The 26,033-nt window shown below is 62.9% G+C and carries 19 protein-coding genes; 11 read left to right on the top strand and 8 right to left on the bottom strand.

Annotated elements, in window-relative coordinates; translation table 11 throughout:
- The first annotated feature begins 4 nt into the window (after nucleotides 1-4).
- From ACLH0I_RS13865 to ACLH0I_RS13845, 5 genes are read left to right on the top strand one after another with little or no spacing between them, the layout of a single operon-like run.
- Complete coding sequence (locus ACLH0I_RS13865; protein ID WP_411387379.1) at nucleotides 5-949, top strand: DUF58 domain-containing protein; 945 nt, start codon at nucleotides 5-7, stop codon at nucleotides 947-949.
- A complete protein-coding gene (locus tag ACLH0I_RS13860) occupies nucleotides 946-1,440 on the top strand; it encodes a DUF4381 domain-containing protein (RefSeq protein WP_411387378.1) in 495 nt (164 codons plus the stop codon). The genes ACLH0I_RS13865 and ACLH0I_RS13860 overlap by 4 nt, the downstream gene beginning before the upstream one ends.
- Complete coding sequence (locus ACLH0I_RS13855) at nucleotides 1,433-2,512, top strand: vWA domain-containing protein (protein WP_186728543.1); 1,080 nt, start codon at nucleotides 1,433-1,435, stop codon at nucleotides 2,510-2,512. Before ACLH0I_RS13860 ends, ACLH0I_RS13855 begins: the two co-directional genes overlap by 8 nt.
- Entirely contained in the window at nucleotides 2,509-4,245 is a 1,737-nt protein-coding gene (locus tag ACLH0I_RS13850; RefSeq protein WP_411387377.1) for a tetratricopeptide repeat protein, read from the top strand. The genes ACLH0I_RS13855 and ACLH0I_RS13850 overlap by 4 nt, the downstream gene beginning before the upstream one ends.
- Entirely contained in the window at nucleotides 4,242-5,879 is a 1,638-nt protein-coding gene (locus ACLH0I_RS13845) for a BatD family protein (protein ID WP_411387376.1), read from the top strand. The genes ACLH0I_RS13850 and ACLH0I_RS13845 overlap by 4 nt, the downstream gene beginning before the upstream one ends.
- Nucleotides 5,880-5,902: 23 nt before the next feature.
- Here the strand turns inward: ACLH0I_RS13845 and ACLH0I_RS13840 are convergent, their stop codons facing one another.
- Nucleotides 5,903-6,211 carry a hypothetical protein gene (locus ACLH0I_RS13840; RefSeq protein ID WP_411387375.1) on the bottom strand — a complete coding sequence of 103 codons (309 nt, stop codon included), beginning with the start codon at nucleotides 6,209-6,211 and terminating at the stop codon, nucleotides 5,903-5,905.
- Between ACLH0I_RS13840 and ACLH0I_RS13835 the strand changes: the two genes are divergently transcribed.
- The 3 genes from ACLH0I_RS13835 to ACLH0I_RS13825 are packed head-to-tail and all read left to right on the top strand — an operon-like array spanning nucleotide 6,197 to nucleotide 11,678.
- Nucleotides 6,197-7,441: an exonuclease SbcCD subunit D C-terminal domain-containing protein gene (locus tag ACLH0I_RS13835; protein WP_411387374.1), complete on the top strand. Its 1,245-nt coding sequence runs from the start codon at nucleotides 6,197-6,199 to the stop codon at nucleotides 7,439-7,441. The two genes, ACLH0I_RS13840 and ACLH0I_RS13835, sit on opposite strands and share 15 nt — an antisense overlap.
- The gene (locus ACLH0I_RS13830; RefSeq protein WP_411387373.1) at nucleotides 7,438-11,079 is read left to right on the top strand and encodes an AAA family ATPase; all 3,642 of its coding nucleotides are present in this window, start codon (nucleotides 7,438-7,440) and stop codon (nucleotides 11,077-11,079) included. Before ACLH0I_RS13835 ends, ACLH0I_RS13830 begins: the two co-directional genes overlap by 4 nt.
- On the top strand, nucleotides 11,076-11,678 hold the full coding sequence (locus ACLH0I_RS13825; protein WP_250964405.1) for a glutathione S-transferase: 603 nt from the start codon (nucleotides 11,076-11,078) through the stop codon (nucleotides 11,676-11,678). The genes ACLH0I_RS13830 and ACLH0I_RS13825 overlap by 4 nt, the downstream gene beginning before the upstream one ends.
- A gap of 206 nt (nucleotides 11,679-11,884) precedes the next feature.
- On the opposite strand, the gene ACLH0I_RS13820 is transcribed toward ACLH0I_RS13825, so the two are convergent.
- The 7 genes from ACLH0I_RS13820 to ACLH0I_RS13790 all read right to left on the bottom strand — a co-directional run bounded on the left by ACLH0I_RS13820 (nucleotide 11,885) and on the right by ACLH0I_RS13790 (nucleotide 18,271).
- Nucleotides 11,885-12,010 carry a hypothetical protein gene (locus ACLH0I_RS13820; protein ID WP_272971873.1) on the bottom strand — a complete coding sequence of 42 codons (126 nt, stop codon included), beginning with the start codon at nucleotides 12,008-12,010 and terminating at the stop codon, nucleotides 11,885-11,887.
- 172 nt (nucleotides 12,011-12,182) lie between these two features.
- Complete coding sequence (locus ACLH0I_RS13815) at nucleotides 12,183-12,362, bottom strand: hypothetical protein (RefSeq protein WP_186704886.1); 180 nt, start codon at nucleotides 12,360-12,362, stop codon at nucleotides 12,183-12,185.
- Between the two features lie 156 nt (nucleotides 12,363-12,518).
- Nucleotides 12,519-13,694 carry a lactonase family protein gene (locus ACLH0I_RS13810; RefSeq protein WP_411387372.1) on the bottom strand — a complete coding sequence of 392 codons (1,176 nt, stop codon included), beginning with the start codon at nucleotides 13,692-13,694 and terminating at the stop codon, nucleotides 12,519-12,521.
- Nucleotides 13,681-13,977 carry a DUF5629 family protein gene (locus ACLH0I_RS13805; protein ID WP_250964407.1) on the bottom strand — a complete coding sequence of 99 codons (297 nt, stop codon included), beginning with the start codon at nucleotides 13,975-13,977 and terminating at the stop codon, nucleotides 13,681-13,683. The genes ACLH0I_RS13810 and ACLH0I_RS13805 overlap by 14 nt, the downstream gene beginning before the upstream one ends.
- Before the next feature lie 236 nt (nucleotides 13,978-14,213).
- Entirely contained in the window at nucleotides 14,214-15,794 is a 1,581-nt protein-coding gene (locus ACLH0I_RS13800; protein ID WP_186728537.1) for an aldehyde dehydrogenase (NADP(+)), read from the bottom strand.
- Nucleotides 15,795-15,806: 12 nt separating this feature from the next.
- Nucleotides 15,807-16,799: an AraD1 family protein gene (gene araD1, locus ACLH0I_RS13795; protein ID WP_186728536.1), complete on the bottom strand. Its 993-nt coding sequence runs from the start codon at nucleotides 16,797-16,799 to the stop codon at nucleotides 15,807-15,809.
- Nucleotides 16,800-16,948: 149 nt separating this feature from the next.
- The gene (locus tag ACLH0I_RS13790) at nucleotides 16,949-18,271 is read right to left on the bottom strand and encodes an MFS transporter (protein ID WP_250964410.1); all 1,323 of its coding nucleotides are present in this window, start codon (nucleotides 18,269-18,271) and stop codon (nucleotides 16,949-16,951) included.
- Between the two features lie 193 nt (nucleotides 18,272-18,464).
- On the opposite strand from ACLH0I_RS13790, the gene ACLH0I_RS13785 reads away from it, so the two are divergent.
- From ACLH0I_RS13785 to ACLH0I_RS13775, 3 genes are all read left to right on the top strand, one after another.
- Nucleotides 18,465-20,201 carry an IlvD/Edd family dehydratase gene (locus ACLH0I_RS13785; RefSeq protein WP_411387371.1) on the top strand — a complete coding sequence of 579 codons (1,737 nt, stop codon included), beginning with the start codon at nucleotides 18,465-18,467 and terminating at the stop codon, nucleotides 20,199-20,201.
- A gap of 268 nt (nucleotides 20,202-20,469) precedes the next feature.
- Complete coding sequence (locus ACLH0I_RS13780) at nucleotides 20,470-21,195, top strand: FadR/GntR family transcriptional regulator (protein ID WP_411387370.1); 726 nt, start codon at nucleotides 20,470-20,472, stop codon at nucleotides 21,193-21,195.
- 113 nt (nucleotides 21,196-21,308) lie between these two features.
- Nucleotides 21,309-26,027, top strand: coding sequence for a dermonecrotic toxin domain-containing protein (locus ACLH0I_RS13775; RefSeq protein ID WP_411387369.1), 4,719 nt, complete (start codon nucleotides 21,309-21,311; stop codon nucleotides 26,025-26,027).
- Nucleotides 26,028-26,033 lie beyond the last annotated feature (6 nt).

Below are 26,033 nucleotides of genomic sequence, written 5' to 3'. Positions count from 1 at the left end.
CGTCATGAATAACTCCCTGGCGCCCGCATCGGGCATCCGCGTCAGCCTTTCGGAGCTGATCGAGATGCGCCATCGCGTGCGCGAGGTGCAACTGTTCTCGACACCGGGCCAACGCAGCCCGCTGATCGGCCTGCATCACTCCAAGCTGCGTGGGCGCGGGGTGGATTTCGACCAGGTGCGGGTCTACCAGGCCGGCGACGACGTACGCACCATTGACTGGCGCGTCACCGCCCGGACCCAGGAACCCCACACCAAGCTATTCCACGAAGAACGCGAGCGGCCGATCTTCATCATGATCGAGCAAAGCCACCGACTGTTCTTCGGCTCGGGGCTGATGTTCAAGTCGGTGCTCGCCGCCCAGGCCGCCAGCCTGATCGGCTGGGCCGCGCTGGGGCACAACGACCGGGTCGGCGGCCTGGTGTTCGGCAACAACACCCATTACGAGGTCAAGCCGCGGCGCAGCAAACAGAGCCTTCTGCAATTGCTCAACCGGCTGGTGCGGGTCAACCAATCGCTGCACACCGAGGGCGAGCCGGACCGCGACTCGTTCGGCATCGCCCTGCGTCGAGCCCGGGAAGTGCTGCGGCCCGGCAGCCTGGTGATCGTGATTTGCGACGAGCGTGCCTTGTCCGACAGCGCCGAGCAGCAATTGAGCCTGCTGTCGCGCCATTGCGACCTGTTGCTGCTGCCGCTGTCGGACCCACTGGACCACGCCTTGCCCGCCGCCGGCTTGCTGCGCTTCGCCCAACGCGGTGCCCAACTGGAACTCGACACCCTGAATGTCGAGTTGCGCCAGGCCTATCGCGCCCAGGCCGACGCTCGCCAGGAACGTTGGGAGCTGCTGGCGCAGAAGCTGCGAATCCTGATGATGCCCCTGAGCACCCAGGGCGACATGGTCGAGCAACTGCGCGAATACCTGAACCCCAAGCGGGCCGGGAAAAGCCGATGAGCAGTCTCGATCAACTGCAACCGTTGATGGCGCCACCGCCCATCGGCTTCTGGCCACCCGCGCCGGGCTGGTGGTTGCTGCTGGTGCTGTTGCCGCTGCTGGGCCTGGGGCTGTGGCATTTGCGCCGCTTCATTCCCGCCAAGCGCACCACGGACCGCACTGAGCAACCCCTGGACCCGGTGCGCGTGGCCGCCCTGGCCGAACTCGCCCGGCTGCCCAAACCCTACGACGGCGCGCCGGCCGGTGCCTGGCTACAGCAACTCAACGGGTTGCTCAAGCGTCTGTGTCGCAACCATTACCCCTACAGCCAGAGCCACACCCTCAACGGGCGCAAATGGCTGGCCTTCCTCGACAACCGTTGCCCGGCCGCCGGCCTGACACGCTGGATGGTACTGGTGGAAGGCGCCTACAAGCCCGAATGCAAGCTCGACGACAAAGCCATCGCCGGTCTGACCCAGGCGGTGGAAATCTGGATTCGCAAACATGTTTGAATTTGCCTGGCCATGGGTGTTCGCCCTGTTGCCGTTGCCCTGGCTGATGCGCCTGGTGTTGCCGGCGGCCGACAGCGGCGAGCCGGCGCTCAAGGTCAGTTTCCTCGGCGACCTGGAAGGCCTGGTGGGCCGTCGGGCCCGGGCCAATCTGCCGACCTGGCGACAACAGGCACCTTTTATCCTGCTCTGGCTGCTGTTGCTGATCGCCGCCGCCCGGCCGCAGTGGTTGGGGGAACCGTTGCCCATTGCCGCCAGCGGTCGCGACCTGCTGGTGGCGGTGGACGTCTCGGGCTCCATGGACTTTCCCGACATGCAGTGGAAGGACGAAGAAGTCAGCCGCCTCACGCTGGTCCAGCACATGCTCGGGGATTTTCTCGAAGGCCGCGAGGGTGATCGGGTCGGCCTGATCCTGTTTGGCAGCCAGGCCTACTTGCAGGCGCCGCTGACCTTCGACCGTCGCACCGTGCGGCGTTGGCTCGACGAGGCGCGCATCGGCATCGCCGGCAAGAATACCGCCATTGGCGACGCCATCGGCCTGGCCCTCAAGCGCCTGCGTCAGCGCCCGGCCCACAGTCGCGTGTTGATCCTGGTCACCGACGGGGCCAACAACGGCGGCGAAATCGATCCATTGACTGCGGCGCAGCTGGCCGCCGACGAAGGCGTGAAAATCTACCCGATCGGCATCGGTGCCGACCCGGAACAAAGCGGTACGGCGGGCTTCCTCGGCGTCAACCCGAGCCTGGACCTCGACGAGCCGACCCTCAAGGACATTGCCCAGGTCACGGGCGGTCGTTATTTCCGCGCCCAGGATGGTGAGCAACTGCTGGCGATCAAGACCACCCTCGACCAGCTCGAACCGGTGACCCAGCAACCGACCCAAGCGCGCCCTGCCCTGGCGCTGTATCACTGGCCCCTGACCGTTGCGCTGTTGCTGAGCGTGCTGCTGGCGGCCCGGACGCGCTGGCCGGACAATCCACTGCAGCGCCTGCTTAACCAGGCGCTGTTCAAACCGGCCCAACACACCGAGTGGCGCCAACGGCTCAAGCGGCTGCGCTTGCGGAGGCGTCGATGATCGCCCTCTGGCCACACTGGCTGCGCCCCTGGTTCGTGTTGCTGCTGCCGTTGCTGGGCTGGTTGCTCTGGCAACTGTGGCATCGGCAGAAGCGAGTGGGCCGCTGGCAGATGATCTTGCCGCCGGCCTTCCACGCCGTGCTGCTCAGTGGCGGCAGTGGCCGGGAAAGCCGGCTGCCGTGGATTGCCCTGGGCCTGGGTTGGGCGTTGATCGTGCTGGCGTTGCTGGGGCCGAGCTGGGCGCGGGTCGAGCAGACCAGCCAGAAACCCGCCGATCCGCTGGTGGTGATACTGGAGCTGACCCCGGAAATGCTCGCCACCGACGTCCCGCCGACGCGCCTGGAACAGGCCCGGCGCAAGTTGCTGGACCTGCTGCAGAACCGCAGCGATGCCCAGACCGCGATCATTGTCTATGCCGGCAGCGCCCACACGCTGGTGCCGCTGTCCGACGACCTGGCCACCAGCGCCAACCTGCTCGAAGCCGTCGCACCGTCGATCATGCCCCAAGGCGGTCATCGCGCCGACCTGGCGGTCCATAAGGCCATGGCCCTGTTGGACCAGGGTGAACTTGGCCACGGTCGGATCCTGCTGATCGGCTCTTCGTTGAACGAACAGGAGCGTGAAGGCATCCGCCAAGTCCTGGACGGCTCCGCCACGCAATGGCTGATGCTGGGCATCGGCACCCGGGAAGGCGCACCGGTGGCCCAGGAAGATGGCAGTTACCTCAAGGATGCCCAGGGTTCGATCCTGGTGCCGCGCCTGGACAGCCCGGGCCTCAAGGCCTTCGCCAACGAACTGGATGGCCGCTACCGACCGGCGCGGCTGGATGACAGCGACCTGCGCGGCCTGGGCCTGCTGGACGGTCCTCGCCATCTGCGCAGTGACGGCCAGACGTTGCGCCTGGACACCTGGGCCGACCAGGGTTACTGGCTGCTCCTGCCATTGTTGCTGCTGGCCGCCTGTGCCGGACGTCGAGGCTGGCTGTTCTGCCTGCCGCTGCTATTCGTGTTGCCGCAAACCGGCCACGCCTTCGAATTCCAGGACCTATGGCTGCGCGCCGATCAACAGGGCCAGCACTTGCTCAAGCAAAAGCGCCCCGCCGAAGCCGCCGCCCGCTTCGAGGACAGCCAATGGCAAGGCGTCGCCCTGTACGAAGCCGGTCAATACAGCGAAGCCGCCCGGCGCTTCGCCGAAGGCAACGACGCCCGTGCCCACTACAATCGTGGCAACGCCCTGGCCAAGAGCGGTGAGCTGGAGGCCGCACTGGATGCCTACGAACAAGCCCTGGAATTGCAACCCGACCTGCGCCCGGCCCAGACCAACAAGGCGCTGGTGCAGAGCCTGTTGAAGGAGCAGGCACCACCGGCGCCAGAGCCCAAGCCCGCGGAAAACGAGGAACCAGCCCCCTCCGAGCAAGCGCCGGATAGCACTTCGACGAGCCAGTCTTCCGAACCGGGACAGCCATCCACCGAGACCACCGCGACGCCGGACGAATCCCAGCCTCCACGGGCCGCACAGCCGCCCACCGCCCAGGATGTGCCGGGTAGCGAGCTGCCTGATGAACAGACCACCACGCCGCCGCTGCGTCCCGCCGGCGGCCAGCGCAATGAAGAAGAACAACGCCAGGCCATGGAACAATGGTTGCGCCAGATCCCGGATAACCCCGGCGAGCTGCTCAGGCGTAAATTCTGGTATGAACAGCAAAGCCATCAGGCCCAGGGAAAAACCCCATGACCCGCTTCACCGCCTACCTCCTCGCCTTGCTGCTCTGGGCCTCTGGAACCCAGGCTGCACAGCTGACGGCCAGTGTGGACCGCAGCCGCCTGAACTCCGGGGAAACGGTGGAACTGACCCTGGAATCCAATGACGCCACGTTGTTCGGCAAACCCGACCTGAGCCCGCTCCAGGCCTTGTTCGATGTGCGCGGCACCCGCCAGGTCAATCAGTTGACGACCCTCGACGGCGAGAACCGCGCCACCACTCGCTGGATCATCACCCTGCTGCCACGTCGAAGCGGCACCGTGGTCATTCCGCCGCTGCAACTGGGCGAAGTGAGCAGCCAGCCGATCACCCTGCAAGTCATCGAAAGCGAAACCCGCAACGCCTCGGGAACCCTGGCGCCAGTATTCATCGAAGCCAGCCTCGACCAGCACGACGTGTATGTGCAGGCCCAGGCGATCCTGACCCTGCGCATCTATCATTCGGTGTCGCTGTACGACGACAGCAGCCTGACGCCATTGCACATCCCCGATGCGCGCACCGAACAACTGGGCGAATCGCGCACCTATGAAAAAGTCATCAACGATGTGCGCCATGGCGTCATCGAACTGCGCTATGGCATCTACCCGCAGCGCAGCGGCGAGCTGACGATTCCGGCCCAGACCTTCAGTGCCACCCTGGTCGAACCGGTGGCCCAGGACGCCGCCCCTTCAGGCCCCAAGCCCGGCCAATTGATGCGGGTCAGCTCCGAGCAACTGCTGCTGAGCGTCAAACCCAAGCCGGCCAGCTACCCGGCCGACGTGCCCTGGCTGCCGGCACGCAGCCTGTCGTTGAGTGAAAGCTGGAGCCCGGAGCCGACCCACAGCCAGGTCGGCGATTCCCTGACCCGCAGCCTGACCCTGGAAGCCGAAGGCCTGGCCAGCGCCCAGTTGCCACCGTTGCCGGCCACCGAGATCAATGGCCTGCGGCGTTATCCGGACCAACCGGTACTGAGCAGCCGCAGCAGTGAACGCGGGCTGGTGGGCAGCCGCGAGGACCGCGAGGCGCTGGTGCCCAACCGCAGCGGCACCATCGAGCTGCCACCGGTGGAAGTGGTCTGGTGGAACACCCTGGAAGATCACCTGGACCGCACCAGCCTCCCGGCGCGGACCCTGCAAGTGGCGAACAATCCGAGCCTGATGGTGGATACACCGGCCAGCACGACGCAGATCGTGACCACGGTGGACAGCGAGACCCTGTGGTATTGGCAACTGAGCAGCCTGATCCTGGCCTGCACGACACTGCTCGGCTTCGGCTTGTGGTGGCGCGCCCGTTGGCAGCCGGCGATCCTGCGCTCGACCCAGGCCGGACCGAGCCCACGCACCCTGCTGGACGACCTCAAGCGTACCTGCCTGGCCAACGACCCCCACGCCACCCGCCAAGCCCTGGACGCCTGGGCCCGCCAGCAACCGGAAACCCTGGCCGACATGGCCGCGCGTTTCGTGCCGCTGTCCGACGCCCTGGATGGCCTCAACGGCGCGCTCTACAGCGAAACCGGCCAGCATTGGCAAGGCGAAGACTTGTGGCGGGCCATTCGTACCATCCCGCCCACCGAAGGGGCGCTGGATTCGGCGGGTGATTCCGGATTGCCGCCGCTTTACCCTAAATAACCCAAACTTCTGTTTTGCAGCCTTCACAGCTTTTTCAGCTTTTCAGCTTTTGTGGCTTTTGTGGCTTTTGTGGCTTTTGTGGCTTTTGTGGCTTTTGTGGCTTTTGTGGCGAGGGAGCTTGCTCCCGCTGGGCTGCGCAGCAGCCCCTTTTTGGCGATTGCTACGCAATCGAGCGGGACCAAGCTCCCTCGCCACAGGGTCGTGTTCAGATAGATCCAATGAAGTTGACCAAATCCTCCCCTCCGTTTCCCAGTAAACTCTCCTTCTTTTAGCCGCCCCCTCTTCACCGCGGCCATCATCTGTTTCTGGAGTTCACCTTGCGTCTGTTTCACACCTCCGACTGGCACCTGGGGCAAAACCTGCACGGCCAGGAACGCGATTTCGAACACGCCTGCTTCCTCGATTGGCTGCTGCGTCAGCTGAGCCAGGAAAAACCCGACGTGCTGCTGATTGCCGGTGACATCTTCGACACCGTCAACCCGCCGGTCAAAGCCCAGGAGCGCCTGTACGATTTCATCGTCAGCGCCCATGAACAAAACGCCAACCTGACCATTGTCATGATCGCCGGCAACCACGACTCCGGCTCGCGTATCGAATTGCCCGCGCCGCTGATGCGCCGCTTGCGCACCCACGCCTTGGGCCGGGTGTTGTGGCTGGACGACGGCCAATTGGACGTCGAGCGGCTGTTATTGCCGCTGCCCGATGCCAAGGGCAAGGTCAAGGCGTGGTGCCTGGCCCTGCCGTTCCTGCGCCCCGCCGAAGTCACCGGCGCGCAACTGGGTGACGACTACCTGCGGGGCATCGGCCAGGTGCACGAGTGGCTGATCGCTGCCGCCAACAGCAAGCGCAAGAAAGGCCAGGCGCTGATCGCCGTCAGCCATGCGCACATGGCCGGCGGCTCGGTGTCCGAGGATTCCGAGCGCAGCCTGATCATCGGCAACGCCGAGGCCCTGCCCGCCAGCCTGTTCGGCCCGAGCATCAGCTACGTAGCCCTCGGCCACCTGCACAAACCGCAGAAGGTCAACGGTGAAGAGCGCATCCGCTACAGCGGCTCGCCGATCCCACTGTCGTTCTCGGAGATTGGCTACCAGCACCAGATTCTCGACGTCACGCTGGACGGCGAGATCCTAGTCAAGGTCGAGCCACGCCTGATTCCCCGGGCCGTCAATCTTCAACGCCTGGGCCCGGCCCCCCTGGCCGATATTCTCGGGCAACTCAAGGAGCTGCCCGACATCGACCTGCTGGCCGACATCCAGCGCCAACCCTGGCTGGAAGTGCGGGTGCGCCTCGACGAACCGCAGCCGGACCTGCGCCACCAGGTTGAAACCGCGTTGCAAGGCAAGGCCGTGCGCCTGGTACGGATCGGCGCCGAGTACGCCGGCAACGGTGGCACTGGCGGTGCCGATGACGACGGTGCGTTGGTGGAGCTCGATCAGCTCAGCCCGCAGGAACTGTTCAGCCGCGCCTGGCAGGACACCTACGGCAACGAAGTGGACGAACAAACCCTCAAGGACTTTGCCGTGCTGTTGCAAGACGTGCAGATGGAGAGCGAGCAGCCATGAAGATTCTCGCGATCCGCCTCAAGAACCTGGCGTCCCTGGCCGGGCCTTTTGAAATCGATTTCACAGCCGAACCCTTGGCCAGCGCCGGCCTGTTCGCCATTACCGGCCCCACGGGCGCCGGCAAGAGCACGCTGCTCGACGCCTTGTGCCTGGCGCTGTTCGGCGCCGTGCCGCGCCTCAACAACACCGGGCGCGACGCCAAGGTGCCGGACGTCGATGGCGATATCGCCACGGGTGACCCGCGCACGCTGTTGCGCCGCGGCACCGGCGACGGCTTTGCCGAAGTGGATTTTCGTGGCATAGACGGGCGCCGCTATCGGGCCCGCTGGGAAGCCAATCGCGCCCGGGAAAAGGCCGGCGGCAAGTTGCAAGCCAGCCGCCAGAGCTTGCGGGACCTGGACAACGATCAATTGCTGGCGAGCCAGAAAGGCGAATACAAGACCCAGCTCGAAGCCGCCCTGGGCCTGAACTTCGAGCAGTTCACCCGCGCCGTGTTGCTGGCCCAAAGCGAGTTCAGCGCGTTCCTCAAGGCCGATGACAACGACCGCAGCGAACTGCTGGAAAAACTCACCGACACCGCCCTGTATACCCGCCTCGGCCGCCGCGCCTTCGACAAGGCCAAGCAAGCCAAGGACAGCCACCGGCAATTGCAGGACCAGGCCAGCGGCGTCACGCCGCTGGTTCCCGAAGCCCGGGCCGAGCTGGACCAGCGTTTCAATGACGCCCAGCAGCAGCTCAAGACCCAGCAGGCGCAGCTCAAGCAACTGGAGCAGCAACACACCTGGCTGCGGGACCTGCGCCAGCTGCAGGACGAACACGCCAGCGCCGCCGAGCAGTTGCAACAGGCCCAGGTCGATTGGGACGCCCTGGCCGACGAACGCCTGAAACTGACCCGCCTGGAACAACTGGCGCCCCAGCGCCATCAGTTCATTCGTCAGACGGAGTTGAGCCGACAACTCGACCCCCTGGCCGGGCAGATCCAGCAGCTCACCCAACAGCAGATCGACTTGCATGAACAACAGGCCGAACTGGAAAAACGCCTGGACGCCGCGCAACTGGCACAGGCCGCAGCCCGGCAACAAAGCAGCGACAGCGCGCCGTTGCTGCGCCAGGCCTTTGAAGAGCAAAGCAGCCTGGCCCGCCTCGCCAAGGACACCAGCCAGGCCGCCGAGCGCCAGGAACAGGCGCAACAGGCGTGCACCGAAGGCCAGCGCACCATCGATACCTTGCTCGACCAGCAAAAACAGGTGGCCGAGCGCTTGCAGCGCATCGCCGGCGAACTTGAGCAAAGCACCCACCTGGCGCCGCTGAGCGACGCCTGGAACGCCTATCGCGATCGTCTCCAACAACTGATGCTGATCGGCAATCGCCTGAACCAGGGCCAGGCCGAACTCGCCACCTTGGAACACAGCGCCGCCCGCGCCGCCGAAGAACTGGCCAGCCGCCGACAAGACCTCGAGGTGCTGTACAAGGAAGCGGGCGCCGAGCCCGACGCGGTGGCCGAACAGATCCAATTGCTCGGCAACCTGCTGCAAGACAACCGCAAGCAACTGCGCGCGTTCGAAGAACTGACCCGGCTATGGGCCAGTCAGCAAGAGCTGGACAAACGCGGCGCCGAGCTCGAACAACGCCAGCAACAAGCGTTGCAGGAACGTGACCGCTTGGTGCGTGAGGGCGGCGAAGCCAAGGCCGAACTGACCATCGCCGAGCAGGCCCTGACCGTGACCCGCGAACTGCTGGCACGCCAGCGCCTGGCCCGCAGCGAAAGCGTCGAGCAATTGCGTGCCCAGTTGCAGGACGAGCAGCCCTGCCCGGTATGTGGCAGCGTCGAGCATCCTTATCATCAACCCGAAGCCCTGCTGGAAAACCTCGGGCGCTTCGATGAATCCGAAGAGGCCAACGCCCGCAAAGCCGTCGAACAGCTCAACGAAAAAGTCATCGAGCTACGGGCGCAGTACAGCGGCGTCATGGCCCAGCTCAAGGAGCTCAAACAGCAGCAGGAGCAGCTCGCCAGCCAGCAACAGGGCTTGGCGCCCAGCCTGGAAGCCCACCCGTTGTCGGCGCAACTGCTGGCCCAGGATTCGGGCAAGCGCGACGCCTGGCTGGCCCAGCAGAACAGCCAACTGCACCAGCACATCAGCCAGGACGAACAACGGCAAACCGCCCTGCTGACCCTGCAGCAGGACGCCGTCCGGATGGGCCAGCGCCTGCACGAGGCCGAAGTCGCCAGCCAACAGGCCTCACAGCACCTGGGCAACCAGCAGCAAGCGCTGGCCCGCGACCGCCAGCGCCTGGACGAAGAGTTGAGCCACTTCAGCACCCTGCTGCCAGCGAACACCTTGCAGGCTTTGCGCAGCGATCCCGCCGCGACCTTCTTGCAGCTCGACCAGCAGATCGCCCAGCGCCTGGCGCAACTGGATCAGCAACGCGACGAACTGGGCGAACAGCTCCAGCGCCAGCAGACCCTGGAAAAAGAACAGGACCGCCAGCAGACTCGCGTCCAGCAACTTGAAGCGGCCCGCGTGCAATTCAGCACCTTGAGCGAGCAACAGCAGGCCGGCCAGGAAAAACTCGCGCAACTGCTCGGCGAGCACAGCAGCGCCGAACACTGGCAGCAACAACTCGACCAGAGCCTCGAACAGACCCGGGAGGCCGAGGCAACGGCCAATCAGCAGTTGCAGCAATTGCGCAACAACCTCGTGCAACTGGCCGCCGAACTCAAGGCCCGCCAGGAACAGGCACAATCCCTGGACCATGAACTTCAGGCCCTGGATACGGGTATCGCGCAGTGGCGCACCGGCCATCCTGAACTGGACGATGCCGCCCTTCAAACCCTGCTCAGCCTGGACGAACAACAGGTCAGCCAGTTGCGCCAGCGCTTGCTCAACAGCGAAAAAGCCATCGAACAGGCCCGCGTCCTGCTCACCGAACGCGAGCAACGCCTGCACAATCACCAGGCCCAGCACAACGGCAACCTGGCCGCCGAGCAACTCGCCGAAGCCCTCACCGAGCTGCAAGCGCAATTCTCCGCCAGTGAACAGCGTTGCGCCGAACTGCGCGCCGAACAGGCCGAGGATCAACGTCGGCAGAACGCCAACCAGGCCCTGGCCCAGCAGATCGACCAGGCCTACGCCGAATACCAGCGCTGGGCACGCCTCGATGCCCTGATCGGCTCGGCCACCGGTGATCGCTTCCGCAAGCTGGCCCAGGCGTACAACCTCGACCTGCTGGTGCACCACGCCAATGCCCAACTGCGGCAACTGGTGCGCCGCTACCGGCTCAAGCGCGGCGGCAGCATGCTCGGGCTGCTGGTGATGGACACGGAGATGGGCGATGAACTGCGCTCGGTGCATTCGTTGTCCGGCGGCGAAACCTTCCTGGTCTCCCTTGCCCTGGCACTGGGCCTGGCCTCGATGGCGTCCAGCACACTGAAGATCGAATCGCTGTTCATCGACGAAGGCTTCGGCAGTCTCGACCCCGAGTCGCTGCAACTGGCCATGGATGCCCTCGACGGCCTGCAGGCCCAGGGCCGCAAGGTTGCGGTGATATCCCATGTGCAGGAAATGCACGAGCGGATCCCGGTGCAGATCCAGGTGCGGCGCCAGGGCAACGGGTTGAGCACGGTGGAGGTGAAATGAGTCGTGCCACGCTCTACTCCTTCCGCCGTTGCCCCTATGCGATGCGGGCGCGCATGGCCTTGCGCTACAGCGCGGTCGAGGTGGCGATTGTCGAAGTCAGCCTGAAGGCCAAGCCCGCCGAGATGCTCGCCCTCTCCAGCAAAGGCACGGTGCCGGTGCTGCAAGTCGATAGCCGGGTGATCGATGAGAGTCTGGAGATCATGGGCTGGGCCTTGGACCTGCACGATCCGCAAGACTGGAGACTACGGGACGATCCCGAAGGCCAGGCGCTGACAGCGGCGTTGGTCGAGGAAAACGACCGAGTGTTCAAGCTTCACTTGAATCGCTACAAATACCCCGAACGCCATCCCGAATACTCGAAGGAACATTACCGTAGCGAGGGTGAAAATTATCTGCGCAGACTGGAGGCATTGCTTGAAGCCCGGCCCTTCCTGGCGGCGGAGCACCCGAGCCTGGCCGACGTGGCCGTGCTGCCCTTCATACGGCAGTTCGCCCATGTCGACCGCGACTGGTTTGCCCAGGCGCCCTACCCTCGGCTACAGGATTGGCTGCAGGGATTGCTCGAGTCAGAGCTGTTCGTGGCGATCATGGCCAAGTAACCATTTGCCCAGTTAGCGCACTTTTTGTGGCTAATGAGCTTCTATGGCTAAGAGGGGCTTTTGTGGCTAAGGGGTTTTTTGTGGCGAGGGAGCTTGCTCCCGCTGGGCTGCGCAGCAGCCCCCTTTTAGCGATTGCTACGCAATCGAGCGGGAGCAAGCTCCCTCGCCACAAAGGCAATCATGCAGCCCATTGCTATCTGAGCCAATCAGTCGCCCAACAAACTCAACAATCGCTCACGGGCGACTTCCAGCTCACCGGGAACGGGCTGGGCCGCCGAGACAATCGGGGTGGAATAGAGGAACAGCAGCATCACTGCCAGACGCATCGCCATGGTGTCGATCCTTATTGGTAAGGAGTCAATTAACGAGCGTCAAATTTAAACACATGGCCATGTGATATCACAACGGTGATTTTCAACCCAAGCACGAAGCCTGCGATCTTTTCTCTCCCCCGGGATCCGGGTAGGAAACGAAAAGATCGCAGGCTTCAAGGGTCAGCGGTGTTCAGTGTTGGGTCTTGTGGTCCAGCGCCGCATAGAAGTTGGCGCTTTGTTGCAGGTATTTCTCGGTGTAGCTCTGGGTGCGGTTTTTCTTGTCGCTGATCTCGATGCTGGCACTGGCCGGCAATGCCACGTTGGCGGAGATGGCGGAAGCGGCGATCACGGAAAAAAGATTCAGGTTCATGGCGGTAATCCTCGGATTCAGTTGGCTGATTTGCCCGGTGGGGCCGTGAAGCAAACTTACGCGCCGAGGCGTCTCGCCTTGAAATGCTTTGTAATACTAGCGACTATCAGTCTTGTTGATACAACGGCGAAGGCCCCTGAAATCGGGGCCTGAGCGTTATTGACGCACCAGGAATTTCACATCGCTTGGCGCATCCATGGGCAGTTTCTGAACGGTTTTGCCCAGCAGGCCGGTCTTTGGATCGCGCTCGATGACCACGATCTGGTTGCTTTTCTGATTGGCGACCAGGACGAATTTTTCGTTTGGATCAAGGCTGAACTCCCGGGGGTGATCACCCTCGACGGAGCGTCGCTGCAGTTCCTTCAAGGTGCCGGAGGTCGGGTCTACAGCGAACACCAGGATTTCGTTGGTGGTGCCACGGTTACTGACGTACAAGAACTTGCCGTCCTTGGACGCATGCAACGCTGCCGCTGCCTTACCCGGCTGGGGTTTGCCGTCGGCCAGATCGACCAACTGGCGCTGGGTCAGGCGACCGTCCTGGTAATCGAATACCGCGACCTGGGCGGTCATCTCCATCGTCAACCAGGCATGCTTGCCATCGCCACTGAACAACAGATGGCGCGGCCCGCTGCCCGGCGGCAACTGCACGAAGGGCGGATCGGCAGGCGTCAACGGCAGTTCGGGGTTGGCCTTGGGGTTGTAGCGGTAGACAAACACCTTGTCCGCCCCCAAGTCATTGGCGAACACATAGTTGCCGTCTGGTGACGGCACCGCGGAATGCACATGAGCGGATTTCTGCCGCTCGGGATTGACCCGACTCGGCTGATGGCTGCCCGATTGGACCACTGGCGTCAGCTTGCCGTCCGCCCCCACCGGCACCACCACCAAGGTGCCGCCCGGGTTTTCCAGCACGGAATAGTTACTGACCAACAAATGCTGGCCGTCGTGGCTCAAACTCGAATGGGTCGGTTCGTTGCCCAGGGATTGCACTTGGCTGATCAGGCTGATGGCGTGGGTCTTTGGGTCGATGGCGTAGCTACTGACCTTGCCCACCGGGTCTTTTTGGCCCGGCCCGTTTTCGTTGACCACGAACAGCCGGGTCATGTCCTTGGACAGGGTCAGCCATGAAGGGTTGTCTGTCTTGATCACTTGCAACGGGTTGGCGTCGATCTGGCCGGTGCGGCTGTCGAACTGCAACCGGTAGATGCCTTGGCTCTGGCCCGCCGTGTAGGAGCCCACCAACAACTGGTGGCGCTCGCTGGTGTCGGCCTGGACGCCCATGGCGCCCACGCTGCCGGCCATCAACAAGGGCCAGAAACTACGCATCTTCATGATCGGAGTCCTCATCGTCGTGGCCGCTGGTCGCTTCCACGCATTCCAGGTGGTGATCGCCCGAATCGCTGGTAATGACCCAATGCTTCAGGGCTTTGTCGAAGGTCGCGGCCTGCATCTGCGCCGGGGTGAAACGCCAATGCTCAAGGGTGCGGCCGTTCATGCACTCGACGTGCAACTGATCTTGCTCGTCGAGGGAGAAATCGAATGCATGCAGCCCATCGATAATCAGCATGTCGCAATGTTCGAGGGCGTGCAGCAGGGTGTCGGTTACGGCAGTCATGGTGATCAGTCGGTCATTGGGAAAGTGCCATGATAACCCAATGTGGGAGTGGGCCTTGGGCCATGAGGTTCGAAAGCAACTTAGACTGGTAGATCGCCTTCGCGAGCAAGCCCGCTCCCACAGTTGGATTTTCAGCGAACACAAATTTTGCATTCACTAGAGATCCCTGTGGGAGCGAGCCTGCTCGCGATGAGGCCGGCACATTCAACTTGAATGTAACGACCTCACCGCAACCCTCAGAGCGCCTCGCGCCCCGGCACCCCATCCACCAACCGCTGGATCCCCAGCGGATTTGCGTTTTTCAGTGGTTCCGGCAGCAGGCTGTCCGGATAGTTCTGGAAGCACACCGGACGCAGGAAGCGATCGATCGCCAATGTACCCACCGAGGTGCCACGGGCATCGGACGTCGCCGGGTAAGGCCCGCCGTGCACCATCGAATCACACACCTCGACGCCGGTTGGATAACCGTTGAGCAAGATGCGGCCGACCTTCTGCTCCAGCAACGGCGTCAGTTCGCCGAACTGTTCGAAATCCGCCGGCTCGCCAATCATCGTCGCGGTGAGTTGGCCGTGCAGGCCGTTCAGCGCGGCGGTCAGTTGCGCCTGGTCGGCGACTTCGACAAATACCGTGGTCGGGCCGAACACCTCTTCTTGCAGCGCCTCGTCACCGTTGATCAACAGGCTGGCGTCGGCCTTGAACAACTGCGGCTGGGCCTGGTTGCCCTGTTGCTCGCGCCCGGCCAGGTGTTCGATGCCCGGGTGCGCCAGCAGCTTTTGCAGGCCCTTGCCGTAGCTTTGCAGCGTGCCGGCGTTGAGCATGGTCTGGGCAGACTGGTCGCCGATCAGCGCGGCCACCTGTTGGGTGAAGGCGGTGAACTGCGGCGAGCGAATGCCGATCACCAGGCCCGGGTTGGTACAGAATTGGCCGCAGCCCTGCACCACCGAGGCGGTCAGGTCGCGAGCGATGCTTTCGGCGCGGGTTTCCAGCGCCTGGGGCAACACGATCACCGGGTTGATGCTCGACATTTCGGCGAACACCGGAATCGGCTGGGGCCGTGCGGCCGCCATGTCGCACAGGGCACGCCCGCCCTTGAGGGAACCGGTGAAACCCACGGCCTGGATCGCCGGATGCTTGACCAGCCATTCGCCGACGCCACCGCCATAGATCATGTTGAACACACCGGCCGGCATCGCGGTTTTCTCGGCGGCGCGAATGATCGCGTCGGCGACGTGTTCTGCCGTGGCCATGTGGCCGCTGTGGGCCTTGAACACCACCGGGCAGCCGGCGGCCAGCGCCGCTGCGGTATCACCACCGGCGGTGGAAAACGCAAGGGGGAAGTTACTGGCGCCGAACACCGCCACCGGGCCGAGGCCGATGCGGTACTGACGCAGGTCCGGACGCGGCAGCGGCGTGCGCTCCGGCAAGGCGCGGTCAATGCGCGCGCCGTAGAAATCACCACGGCGCAGGACCTTGGCGAACAGACGCATCTGGCCGCTGGTACGCCCGCGCTCGCCCTGGATCCGCGCCGCTGGCAACGCGGTTTCACGGCAGACCACGGCGACGAAGTCATCGCCCAAGGCGTCCAGTTCATCGGCAATGGCTTCGAGGAACTCGGCCCGGCGCGCCGCACTCAGGCTGCGATAGGTCGGGTATGCCGTGGCAGCGGCCTTGGCAGCGGCATCGACTTCTTCGGCCGTGGCCTGGACGAATGCATGGGGCAAGGCCTCGCCGGTGCTGGCGTCGACGCTCTGCAGGCGGGTCTGGCCGGCCGCGCTGCGCGCCCCGCCGATGTAGTTGTGGCCAAGGATCTGGTTCATCGCAAGTCTCCTTTAAAGTGTGCCGATAGTACCCGGATTGAACACCGCGTCCACCGGGGCAATACCGTTGACCAGCGGCGCGCCGAACTCCGCCTGGCTGATTTCGAACACATCCCCCGGCTGGGTGCGGATGCCATCGGCGAACGACAGCGTCGCGGTGCCGAAGAAGTGTACGTGGACGTCCCCCGGGCGCAGGAACTGACTGTATTTGAAGTGGTGGAATTCCAGGTTTTCGAGGCTGTGGCACATGTTCGCCTCGCCGCTGAGGAATTCGTTCTGCCACAGCACTTCGCCGTTGCGCAGGATACGACTGGTCCCGGACAGATGTTGAGGCAGTTCTCCCACGCGAAGTTCCGGGCCAAAACTGCAACTGCGCAATTTCGAATGGGCCAGGTACAGGTAATTCTTGCGCTCCATCACGTGGTCGGAAAACTCGTTGCCCACGGCAAAGCCCAGGCGATACGGCTTGCCATCGTGACCGATGACATACAGGCCGCTGATTTCCGGCTCTTCGCCGGCGTCTTCGGCGAACGGCGGCAACGGAAACGGGTGGCCCGGACGGACGACAATGCTGCCATCGCCCTTGTAGAACCATTCCGGTTGCACACCGGCCTGCCCGGCCTGGGGCTTGCCGCCCTCCACGCCCCACTTGAAGATGCGCATGGTGTCGGTCATGGTCGCTTCGTCACCGGCCTGCTGGTGCATCTTGTCCCGGGCCGAGGCACTGCCCAGGTGGGTCAGGCCGGTGCCACTGACCAACAGGTGCGCCGGGTCCGGGTGATCCAGCGGCGGCAGGATGCGCAGCTCACCGAGCAACTGCGCGTAGTCATGGCTTGCACCCAGGCCCAGGCCGTTGACCTGCTGCTCAAGCTTCACACCCGCTTCGATGGCCGCCAGCGCCAGCTCGCGCACGGTGCCGGCGCCCTGCACTTCGCGCACTTGATCGCCCTCGACCACACCGACGCGGCGTTCGCCGTTACTCAATTCGAACTGAACTAAACGCATATCTTTCTCCTTGTACGCAAAACTTGAATTTGGTGCATTCCCTTGTGGGAGCGAGCTTGCTCGCGATAGCGGCCTCCCATTCAGCCGGGATGTTGACTGTCCGATCGCCATCGCGAGCAAGCTCGCTCCCACAGTTGATCGCAGTCATTTCAGGTACGTGTCGCCCCCCGGGCGCTGGCGGCAAACTGATCCGCCGGCAACACATGCTTGCGCTCCAGCAGGCGGTAGACCACGCCAGTCAACACCAGGCCAAACACCATCACACAGGACAGGAAATACAGCCCCGAAGCCAGGTTGCCGGTGTACTCCTTCAGCGCACCGATCACGAACGGCCCGATGTAGCCGCCGAGGTTGCCCACCGAGTTGATCAGCGCGATGCCCGCCGCCGCACTGGCGCCAGCAAAGAACCGTCCCGGCAAGGTCCAGAACACCGCGGTGCAGGAAAACAGCGCGAACGCCACCAGGCACAGCGCCGCCAATTGCAACACCGGCACCGACAACCAGGCGCTTAGGAACAGGCCGATGGCACCGAGCACGTACAACACCGCCAGGTGACCATACCGATCATTCAGCCGATCGGAGCTGCGGGGAATGATCAGCAGGCCGACGATGCCGAAAATGTACGGCACCGACGACACGAAACCGGTTACCAGATCGCTGCCGCCGAACTGCTTGATCAGCGTCGGCAACCACAGGCCCAGGCCGTAGATGCTCAAGGTCACCGGCAGGTAGAACAGCGCCAGCAGCAACACACGCTTGTCCTTGAGGGCATGCAGCGGATTGCCATGGCGGGTCTGGCCGTATTCCTCCAGGTCTTTTTTCAGCTCACCGGCCAGCCAGTCCTTCTCGGCCTGGTCCATCCATTTCACTTGTTGCGGGCCATCCGGCAGGTAGCGCAGCACCGGCCAGGTCAACAGCACCGCCGGCAGACCGATGACAATGAACAGCCATTGCCAGCCGTGCAGGCCAAGGATCCCGTCCATGCCCAGCAAGCCGCCGGATACCGGGCCGGTGATCATCATCGCGATGGGTTGGGAGAGAATGAACAGCCCCAGGATCTTGCCGCGATGGCGCACCGGGAACCATTGGGTGATGTAGTACAGCACGCCCGGGAAGAACCCGGCTTCGGCCGCGCCCAGCAAGAAGCGCATCACATAGAAGCTATGGGGGCCTTGCACGAACGCCATGCCAATGGTGATGGCGCCCCAGGTAATCATGATCCGGGCGAACCAGCGCCGGGCACCGAAGCGCTCCAGCATCAGGTTGCTGGGGATTTCCAGCAGGAAATAACCGATGAAAAACAGCCCGGCGCCCAGGCCGTAGGCGGCGTCGCCGATGCCGATGTCGGCGCCCATGTGCAGCTTGGCAAAGCCCACCGCAGAGCGGTCTACGTAGGCGATCAGGTACAGCAGGATCAGGAAGGGAATCAGTTTGAGAGTGATGCGACGAATAAGCCGCAGTTCCTGGCTCATGGGACCGGTCTCCGATTGTTGTTGTTATAGAACCTCGGGGGATTTCTCTCGCGAATGACCGCCAGGACAATCCCTCCGTTGAATCGGACTATATAGTAATACTATTTACCCAACAACACTTCCAAACCGCACAAATTGCGCTTATGTTACGCTTCAGCTAGAACAATATAGTCATACAATAAGAGAATCGATCATGTCTGATAAGAAACCCTCCCTGCGCTCGGCCCAATGGTTTGGCACCGCCGACAAAAACGGCTTCATGTACCGCAGCTGGATGAAAAATCAGGGCATCGCCGACCATCAGTTCCACGGCAAGCCGATCATCGGTATCTGCAACACCTGGTCGGAGCTGACGCCGTGCAACGCGCACTTCCGGCAGATCGCCGAGCACGTCAAGCGTGGCGTGATCGAGGCCGGGGGGTTCCCGGTGGAGTTCCCGGTGTTCTCCAACGGTGAATCGAACCTGCGTCCCACCGCCATGCTGACCCGCAACCTGGCGAGCATGGACGTGGAAGAGGCGATTCGTGGCAACCCGATCGACGGCGTGGTGCTGCTTACCGGTTGCGACAAGACCACCCCGGCGCTGCTGATGGGCGCCGCCAGCTGTGATGTACCGGCCATCGTCGTCACCGGCGGGCCGATGCTCAACGGCAAGCACAAGGGCCAGGACATTGGCTCCGGCACTGTGGTCTGGCAATTGAGCGAGCAGGTCAAGGCCGGCACCATCACCATTGACGATTTCCTCGCGGCCGAGGGCGGCATGTCCCGCTCGGCCGGTACCTGCAACACCATGGGCACGGCCTCGACGATGGCCTGCATGGCTGAAGCCCTCGGCACTTCCCTGCCCCACAACGCGGCGATTCCGGCCGTGGACGCCCGCCGTTATGTATTGGCCCATATGTCCGGCATGCGTGCGGTGGAAATGGTCCGTGAAGACCTGAAACTGTCGAAGATCCTGACCAAGGAAGCCTTCGAAAACGCCATTCGTGTCAACGCGGCCATCGGCGGCTCGACCAACGCGGTGATCCACCTCAAGGCCATTGCCGGACGCATCGGCGTGCAACTGGACCTGGACGATTGGACCCGCATCGGTCGCGGCATGCCGACCATCGTCGACCTGCAGCCGTCCGGGCGCTTCCTGATGGAAGAGTTCTATTACGCCGGCGGTTTGCCCGCCGTGCTGCGTCGCCTGGGTGAAGCCAACCTGATCCCTCACCCGGACGCGCTGACGGTCAACGGCAAGAGCCTCGGCGACAACACCAAGGACGCGCCGATCTACGGCCAGGATGAAGTCATCCGCACCCTCGACAACCCGATCCGCGCCGACGGTGGTATCTGCGTACTGCGCGGTAACCTGGCGCCATTGGGCGCAGTGCTCAAACCATCCGCCGCCACCCCTGAGCTGATGCAGCATCGTGGTCGTGCGGTGGTGTTCGAAAACTTCGACGAGTACAAGGCACGGATCAACGACCCCGAGCTCGACGTGGACGCCGACTCGATCCTGGTGATGAAAAACTGTGGGCCGAAGGGTTATCCGGGCATGGCTGAAGTGGGCAACATGGGCTTGCCGGCCAAGCTGCTGGCCCAGGGCGTGACGGACATGGTGCGTATTTCGGACGCGCGCATGAGTGGCACCGCCTACGGCACCGTCGTCCTGCACGTGGCGCCGGAAGCCGCAGCGGGCGGGCCTTTGGCCGCCGTGAAGGAAGGCGACTGGATCGAGCTCGATTGCGCCAGCGGCCGCCTGCACCTGGACATCCCCGACGCCGAACTCGCCGCGCGCCTGGCCGACCTCGCGCCACCACAACAGTTATTGGTGGGCGGCTACCGCCAGTTGTACATTGACCATGTGCTGCAAGCGGACCAGGGCTGCGACTTCGACTTCCTGGTGGGTTGTCGCGGCGCCGAGGTGCCGCGTCACTCTCACTGATCCAGGTCTCCCTTATGGGAGCAAGCTTTGTGAGAGCAAGCTTTGTGAGAGCAAATTTTGTGGGAGCTGAGCTTTTGTGGGAGCTGAGCTTGCTCGCGATAGCGGTGTAACAGACAACAGAGATGTTGACTGGAAGTGCCTCATCGCGAGCAAGCTCAGCTCCCACAAAGACTCTTCATCTGCATCAAAAACTCGCACTAGCGACCCGCCATCGCCGCGCCTGCTATCATGCGCAACACCCCCCTCGCACAGGATCGCGCCGCGTCCCATGGATTACCGCAAACCCTCCGACCGCAAAAGCATGCATGCGCGCATCGTCCAGGAACTGGGCATGCAGATCGTCTCCGGGCGCTTCAAGCCGGACGATAAATTGCCCGCCGAAGCCCTGTTGTGCGAAGAGTATGCGGTCAGCCGCCCGGTGCTGCGCGAAGCCACCCGGGTACTGGTCGCCAAGGGGCTGGTGTATTCGCGCCCGCGTGTGGGCACGGTGGTCAAGGCCCGCCGGGAATGGCACATGCTCGACCCGGACGTGCTGCACTGGTTGATGCAAAGCAGCCCGCAGAATGAGTTCTTCGGCCTGCTCACCAGCGTGCGCAGCATCATCGAACCCGCCGCCGCCGCCCTCGCCGCCCAGTTCGCCACCGACGACGACATCGCCGCCATCAGCGAAGCCTACCAGCGCATGGAAGCGGCCCCGACGCCCGAAGCGTTGCTGCAACCGGACCTGGACTTCCACAGTCGTATTGCCGACGCCACTCACAACGACCTGCTCGCCAATCTATGCAACATGTTGTCCGTGGCCATCGCCGAAGCCCTCAAGCACTCCAACCAGCGGCCCAACCTGCATGAACTGGCGATGCCGCGGCACAAGGCGATCCTCACCGCCATCGAGAACCGCGACGCCCTCGGCGCGCGCCATGCCACGCTGGTGCAACTGGACGATGCCCGCAGCGCGCTGAATGTGGTGCTGGGCAGCGATCCCGAGCAGGCCTGACACAACCCGCCCCAAGCGGGTGGTATCTATATACCGCACACAGAGGAAGGGAATCCCGACACTTGACCCTCGTCGTCACTCCGACGGCCATGCGTTCAAGAAAAGGAATTCTTATGACCTCGCTATCCCCAGCCGACAGCGTTTCTGCGCTAGAAGAAAACCGCAGCCAGCCCTTCGCCGACCGCCCGACCTTCGAGCAGGTCGTACAGCACATGCTTGAGCAGGCACTCAAGGAAAAATACCCCGAACTGACCATCGACCTCTCCAAGACCCGTCTCGCGGTCCCGAATGCAGCCGCCAAAGGCTGGAACTTCCAGCCCTTCATGCCGTTGGTGCTCGATTACCTGGCCCTCGGCACGCCCGTCGATTTCAGTCCCCAGGGCGCGCTTGACTGCTATCTTTCCGACTCGCCCCCCAGCCGCCTGTGGTCGGGCAATAGAAGGCTGGACGTAACGGTTGTCGAAAAATGCTTGCTTGAATTGCCCTGGATCGTCCCGATCGGATTGGAAGATGCGCTGACCCGTTATTGGAATGGCGACATCAGCACGACCGCCCTGAGCGAAACCACCCTGCGCATCAGCCGCTGGCGATGCCTCAGCGACACCCTCAGAAACGCCTTGCATATTCGCCGGCTGCAACAACCCGGCTTGAGCGTACCGGCACGCCAAGCCCTGGACCAGATCGTCCGGTGGCCGGAGCGCGCCCAGCGTTTCCAGGCCAACGCCTCGCCTGTCTATGCCTATGGCCTGAAACACACGGTCACCCGTGGTTCCACCACCACCGAGCTGCCAGGCACCGATGTCCTGCTGGCTCATTACACCGAATATGGACTCACTCTCCTGCTGTGCAGCCCGGGTGGCACCGTACAGCCCTTCGAATCGATGGACGCGGTCATTCGCTATCGAGGTGAACAGATCGCCAAGCGCTACGTGGTCGACACGGTCACTTGCCAACGCTACGAGCTCGCCGGTGATGCCTTCGAAGCCCAGGCCGTCATGATACTGGGACAGCAATTGGCTGATCTGCGGGCCATGCAATTGCCTGCCCGGATCGGCCTGGCAGAGCTCAAGGCGCTGTACAGCGAATTGAGCGACCCGAGCCGCTACCTCCGCGATCTCCCAGGTCTGACGCCGCAAACATCGACTCGACTGGTCGCGCTACGGCCCGATTGGTTGAAAAATGCATCGTCGACCGATGAGGCAAACTTCAGGCGCGCCACCCTGGCGCTGGCCAGTGCCACGAACAATGCATCAGAGCAAACCGATATCACCGACATCAACGCTTATACCGTCGACGCGCTGCTCACGGAGATGGAGAAAATCAACGACAGCAGCCCGAACAAGGTTTCCACAAGCCAGTTCCACCCCGACGACGTCGAGTTGATCTTCACCGTTTCCGCTGGGTTTCCCGGGACCGCCGGTATCAGCGAAAAAAGAACCCTGAGCCTGACGCAACTGGCCATCGCCAATCTGGTCGGCCGCCCAAGCGGGCACCTGAACATCCGTCATCGCAAGGGCTTGGCACTGCCTGCCTGGCTGACCCAGGCACTCATCACCGACAAAAACGGATTGATCGAACGGGTCGACATCGGTGCGACCTATCCTGAGTACCTGCGCGAAGAGTTGATGGGCGACTCGCCCCAGGCCCAGAAACATCAGCAGGTATTCGCCGAACAGGTCTCGGCGCAGTTGCCGCTCCAGGCGCTGCAGCAAATGCTGAACAACGAACATGGCATGTCCCGCCAAGGGCTGCGGTTCATCGAAGCCTTGCTGCAACCCGACGCCGAAGACCGCCAGGTCGAGGGGCGCCCCGTCGTCATCCGGCACCTGGCCTTCCTGCGCCAGCCCCAGGCCCAACCCGATATCGTGAATAACATGTTCATTGTCGAGGCGAAAGACGCTAAAACCGGGCCGCACCTATTGTATCGCCCGCTGTGCACGCCTTCGCTGATGGAGTTTGCAACGCAGCAGGCGCTGCTGCAGGCCATCGCCACGGCCGGTGACGTGCAAAAAAGCGTCCTGATCTGGATGTCTGATGCCGCCCGGCCGGTGTATGCCAACGGTGGGTTCAAGGAACCGCATATTGTGCGCTTCCTCCAGGGCGACGAATTTACCGCGCCGGAAAAACCCGCCCCTGCTACGCTAGCCACCGGCGGCGGCAACGAGGAATTGCTGCAATACCTGAACAACGGCCAGTTGCTGCAGTACCTGTATGGCTGCAACGCAAAGGCGCTGGTCACCCAGGCCGACCGCAACTTAGTCTCCAACAGCGAAAGCCGCTGGGCGATGTTGCTCGAAGGCGGCGGTCTGCTGTTCAACACGCTGCTGTTTCCCTTGCTGCGCGGTCCGGCCATGGCCATTGCCTGGTTATGGAGCCTGATGGCCAGTGCCAGCCATGACATCCCGGCCCTGGCCAGCGAAGACCCGGCAACACGGGAAAGCGCTTTCGTCGACTTTTTGGTCAACCTGGCCCTGCTGACGAGCCACTTGTCCTCGATCCCTGCTCCGTCTCGTGCACCCATCGCCGAATCCCTCAAGGAGCAGGCGATGCGCCCCCCAGCCCCACGCGTCATTGCCGAGCAATGGCCGGCGCCGGCGAAGCCTGGCATCCAGGAGGGGGCTGTCGCCCTGCCGGACGCGCACGCCAATGACCAGGGCCAAATCCTGGACTTGAGTTTCACCAGCGCCCACCATCGCCTGACGCCGGAACAACGCACTCAATTGCGAAACATGGAAGTGCCGCGCCCCAAGACTCTGCCCGAGCCCTACCGCGTGGGCGCTTTCAAGGGGCTGTATGTGATCGACAGCAAATGGCATGCCTTGATAGACGGAAGACTGTTTCGAGTCATACCGGAGACACAAGGCAACAAGGTCGTCGTCAGGATCGTTGACCCACTCGACCCGTTCACCCTGGGCCCGCAGTTGCAATCGGACGGCCAGGGCAAGTGGTCCATGGACCTGGGTTTGCGCCTGCGAGGAGGCATGCCACCCAAGCGCATCGCTGAACAGCGGCGGCTCAAGGACCAGAGAAGGAAGGAGCTGCTCGATGACTTGGCCGGCTTCGCGCTCCAACAACCCAAGCAACATGCGGCGGTGAGCGTTGCTGAACAGGTACTGAAGAAAGTCGAAGAGGGCAGCACCTACACTGAAGCGCAGCGCGCGCCTAAACGTCAAACCCTTTACACGCTGCTCGAACAGCAGGTCGACATTCGCCGCAAACTGCTCGACAGCATGCCCGAACGCGACGAGCTGAAGATAAGCTTGCCTGCTGACCGCGTCCGTGAGCTGATGGGCGATGTAGCCGGCTACGCGAGCATCGCCTCTGAAGCAACCGCTTCGGAATATCAAGCGCTCAACGACGAAAACTCGCGCCTTTTACCTCCCACGCCCGAGGTATTGCTCAATCACACAGAAAGCTACTTTGACTACCTCAAGAAAACAATCGACATCAACAGTCGGCGAATCCGTTGGTTGGAGCTCAGCGAGGAGTACCTGGAGAAACTGTTGAATCAGGGTTCCGCAGGCGCCAAGGTGTATGAGCAACTGACAAAAGGTCGCCCCTTGGATGCAGTAAACTCAATCACTGCCAAATCCCTGCAAATGAGCACGCTCAATTTATTGTCACTCAAAAATTCCGGCGGCCTGTCTGACTACATGTACCGGGTTTTTCGGCCGCTTGGAAAGCAGGTACATACTCACGCCGAGCTGCATACCTACGAGCTGACTCCATCGGAAGAGCTGCAAGTCCTGGAAAGCCTGAGCGAGCAGTACGCCAGGGCCCTGGACCATTTGCAGGGCATGAGAACCCTCTATCCCGACGATATAAACCAACCCTACTTCAACCAACTGACCGAGTTGATGGAAAGCCTGTATCAGGACGCCTCCAGCAAACTGGCCATCGAAGTCAAGCCCGAGCCGGAACCGGAGCGCCGCAAGCGCCCACCGAAACGTCCCAAGGCGGCCGCGGGGCGCCCGCAGAAAAAAGTGATCAAGACTCGCAACAACGGGGTTTTGATCGGCGATTTCAAACCGGCCGGCACCCGCCTGCCGATAGATGTCGTCGAGCTGCGCGCGGATAACAATAAGGACGTCGCCATCTATTCGCTCCATGAGGATGTGTGGGACCCCGTCGATGTGCGTCAACCGGAGCCTGCCGCTGCGTCAGTACCCGCTCCAGCACCCAGAACGCGGCGTGTCGAAACGATAAGCCGCGATGCGCGCAAATTGCTCGGTCAACTGGACCAGCGGTTGCGCCGCGCCGAAGATTACAAAACGCGCTGTCGTTATCCCCAGGAAATCGAGGAGATCCTGAACAATGAGGCGAGCCGATTCCGCGCCCTGTCCGACGAACTCGACAACGCCATCGCAAGCTCACAAACGCCACGCACCCCGGAAGATGGGGCGCTGCGCACCCAACTGACGGATGCGATTACCCGGCTGACCAACCGGGGCAGCGCCCTGCGCACCGAGCTGAGCCTGAGTTTGCCGCCCACCGACGGCAACCTGCGTTACTTGTTCGAAAAAGACCTGATACAGGTCGCACGACTCGGCGAACGCAAGGCCTTGACAGGGGCCCGCAAGGATTTTCTCCAGGAATACGCCGTCAACGACCGTGATGGTTTCCCCATCTGGTATGCACATTTTCATTATGAAGCGGTGGACACGCCGAAAGCCGACTACAGCGTTGCACACCTCAAGACCAAGGCGCAGCGTCGAGAGCACTATCATTCGCTGCTCGCCAAGGCTAACAACCCCTACGCAGTGATCGATGTGCACCGTGGACAGATCGGCCGCTCATTGGCCCAGGGCAAGTTTCTACCGTTGGCGCCATGACCAAGG

Origin of the sequence: Pseudomonas sp. MPB03 (assembly GCF_046605385.1) — a bacterium.
Lineage (GTDB): Bacteria > Pseudomonadota > Gammaproteobacteria > Pseudomonadales > Pseudomonadaceae > Aquipseudomonas > Aquipseudomonas zanjanensis.
The sequence above is the reverse complement of the archived record's forward strand: the minus strand, read 5'-3'. Positions and strand labels throughout refer to the sequence as shown.

Coding starts and splice junctions, on each gene's coding strand:
- ACLH0I_RS13865 (WP_411387379.1), top strand. CDS start 5: ATGAATAACTCCCTGGCGCCCGCATCGGGCATCCGCGTCAGCCTTTCG.
- ACLH0I_RS13860 (WP_411387378.1), top strand. CDS start 946: ATGAGCAGTCTCGATCAACTGCAACCGTTGATGGCGCCACCGCCCATC.
- ACLH0I_RS13855 (WP_186728543.1), top strand. CDS start 1,433: ATGTTTGAATTTGCCTGGCCATGGGTGTTCGCCCTGTTGCCGTTGCCC.
- ACLH0I_RS13850 (WP_411387377.1), top strand. CDS start 2,509: ATGATCGCCCTCTGGCCACACTGGCTGCGCCCCTGGTTCGTGTTGCTG.
- ACLH0I_RS13845 (WP_411387376.1), top strand. CDS start 4,242: ATGACCCGCTTCACCGCCTACCTCCTCGCCTTGCTGCTCTGGGCCTCT.
- ACLH0I_RS13830 (WP_411387373.1), top strand. CDS start 7,438: ATGAAGATTCTCGCGATCCGCCTCAAGAACCTGGCGTCCCTGGCCGGG.
- ACLH0I_RS13825 (WP_250964405.1), top strand. CDS start 11,076: ATGAGTCGTGCCACGCTCTACTCCTTCCGCCGTTGCCCCTATGCGATG.
- ACLH0I_RS13820 (WP_272971873.1), bottom strand. CDS start 12,010: ATGGCGATGCGTCTGGCAGTGATGCTGCTGTTCCTCTATTCCACCCCG.
- ACLH0I_RS13815 (WP_186704886.1), bottom strand. CDS start 12,362: ATGAACCTGAATCTTTTTTCCGTGATCGCCGCTTCCGCCATCTCCGCC.
- ACLH0I_RS13810 (WP_411387372.1), bottom strand. CDS start 13,694: ATGAAGATGCGTAGTTTCTGGCCCTTGTTGATGGCCGGCAGCGTGGGC.
- ACLH0I_RS13805 (WP_250964407.1), bottom strand. CDS start 13,977: ATGACTGCCGTAACCGACACCCTGCTGCACGCCCTCGAACATTGCGAC.
- ACLH0I_RS13800 (WP_186728537.1), bottom strand. CDS start 15,794: ATGAACCAGATCCTTGGCCACAACTACATCGGCGGGGCGCGCAGCGCG.
- araD1 (WP_186728536.1), bottom strand. CDS start 16,799: ATGCGTTTAGTTCAGTTCGAATTGAGTAACGGCGAACGCCGCGTCGGT.
- ACLH0I_RS13790 (WP_250964410.1), bottom strand. CDS start 18,271: ATGAGCCAGGAACTGCGGCTTATTCGTCGCATCACTCTCAAACTGATT.
- ACLH0I_RS13785 (WP_411387371.1), top strand. CDS start 18,465: ATGTCTGATAAGAAACCCTCCCTGCGCTCGGCCCAATGGTTTGGCACC.
- ACLH0I_RS13780 (WP_411387370.1), top strand. CDS start 20,470: ATGGATTACCGCAAACCCTCCGACCGCAAAAGCATGCATGCGCGCATC.
- ACLH0I_RS13775 (WP_411387369.1), top strand. CDS start 21,309: ATGACCTCGCTATCCCCAGCCGACAGCGTTTCTGCGCTAGAAGAAAAC.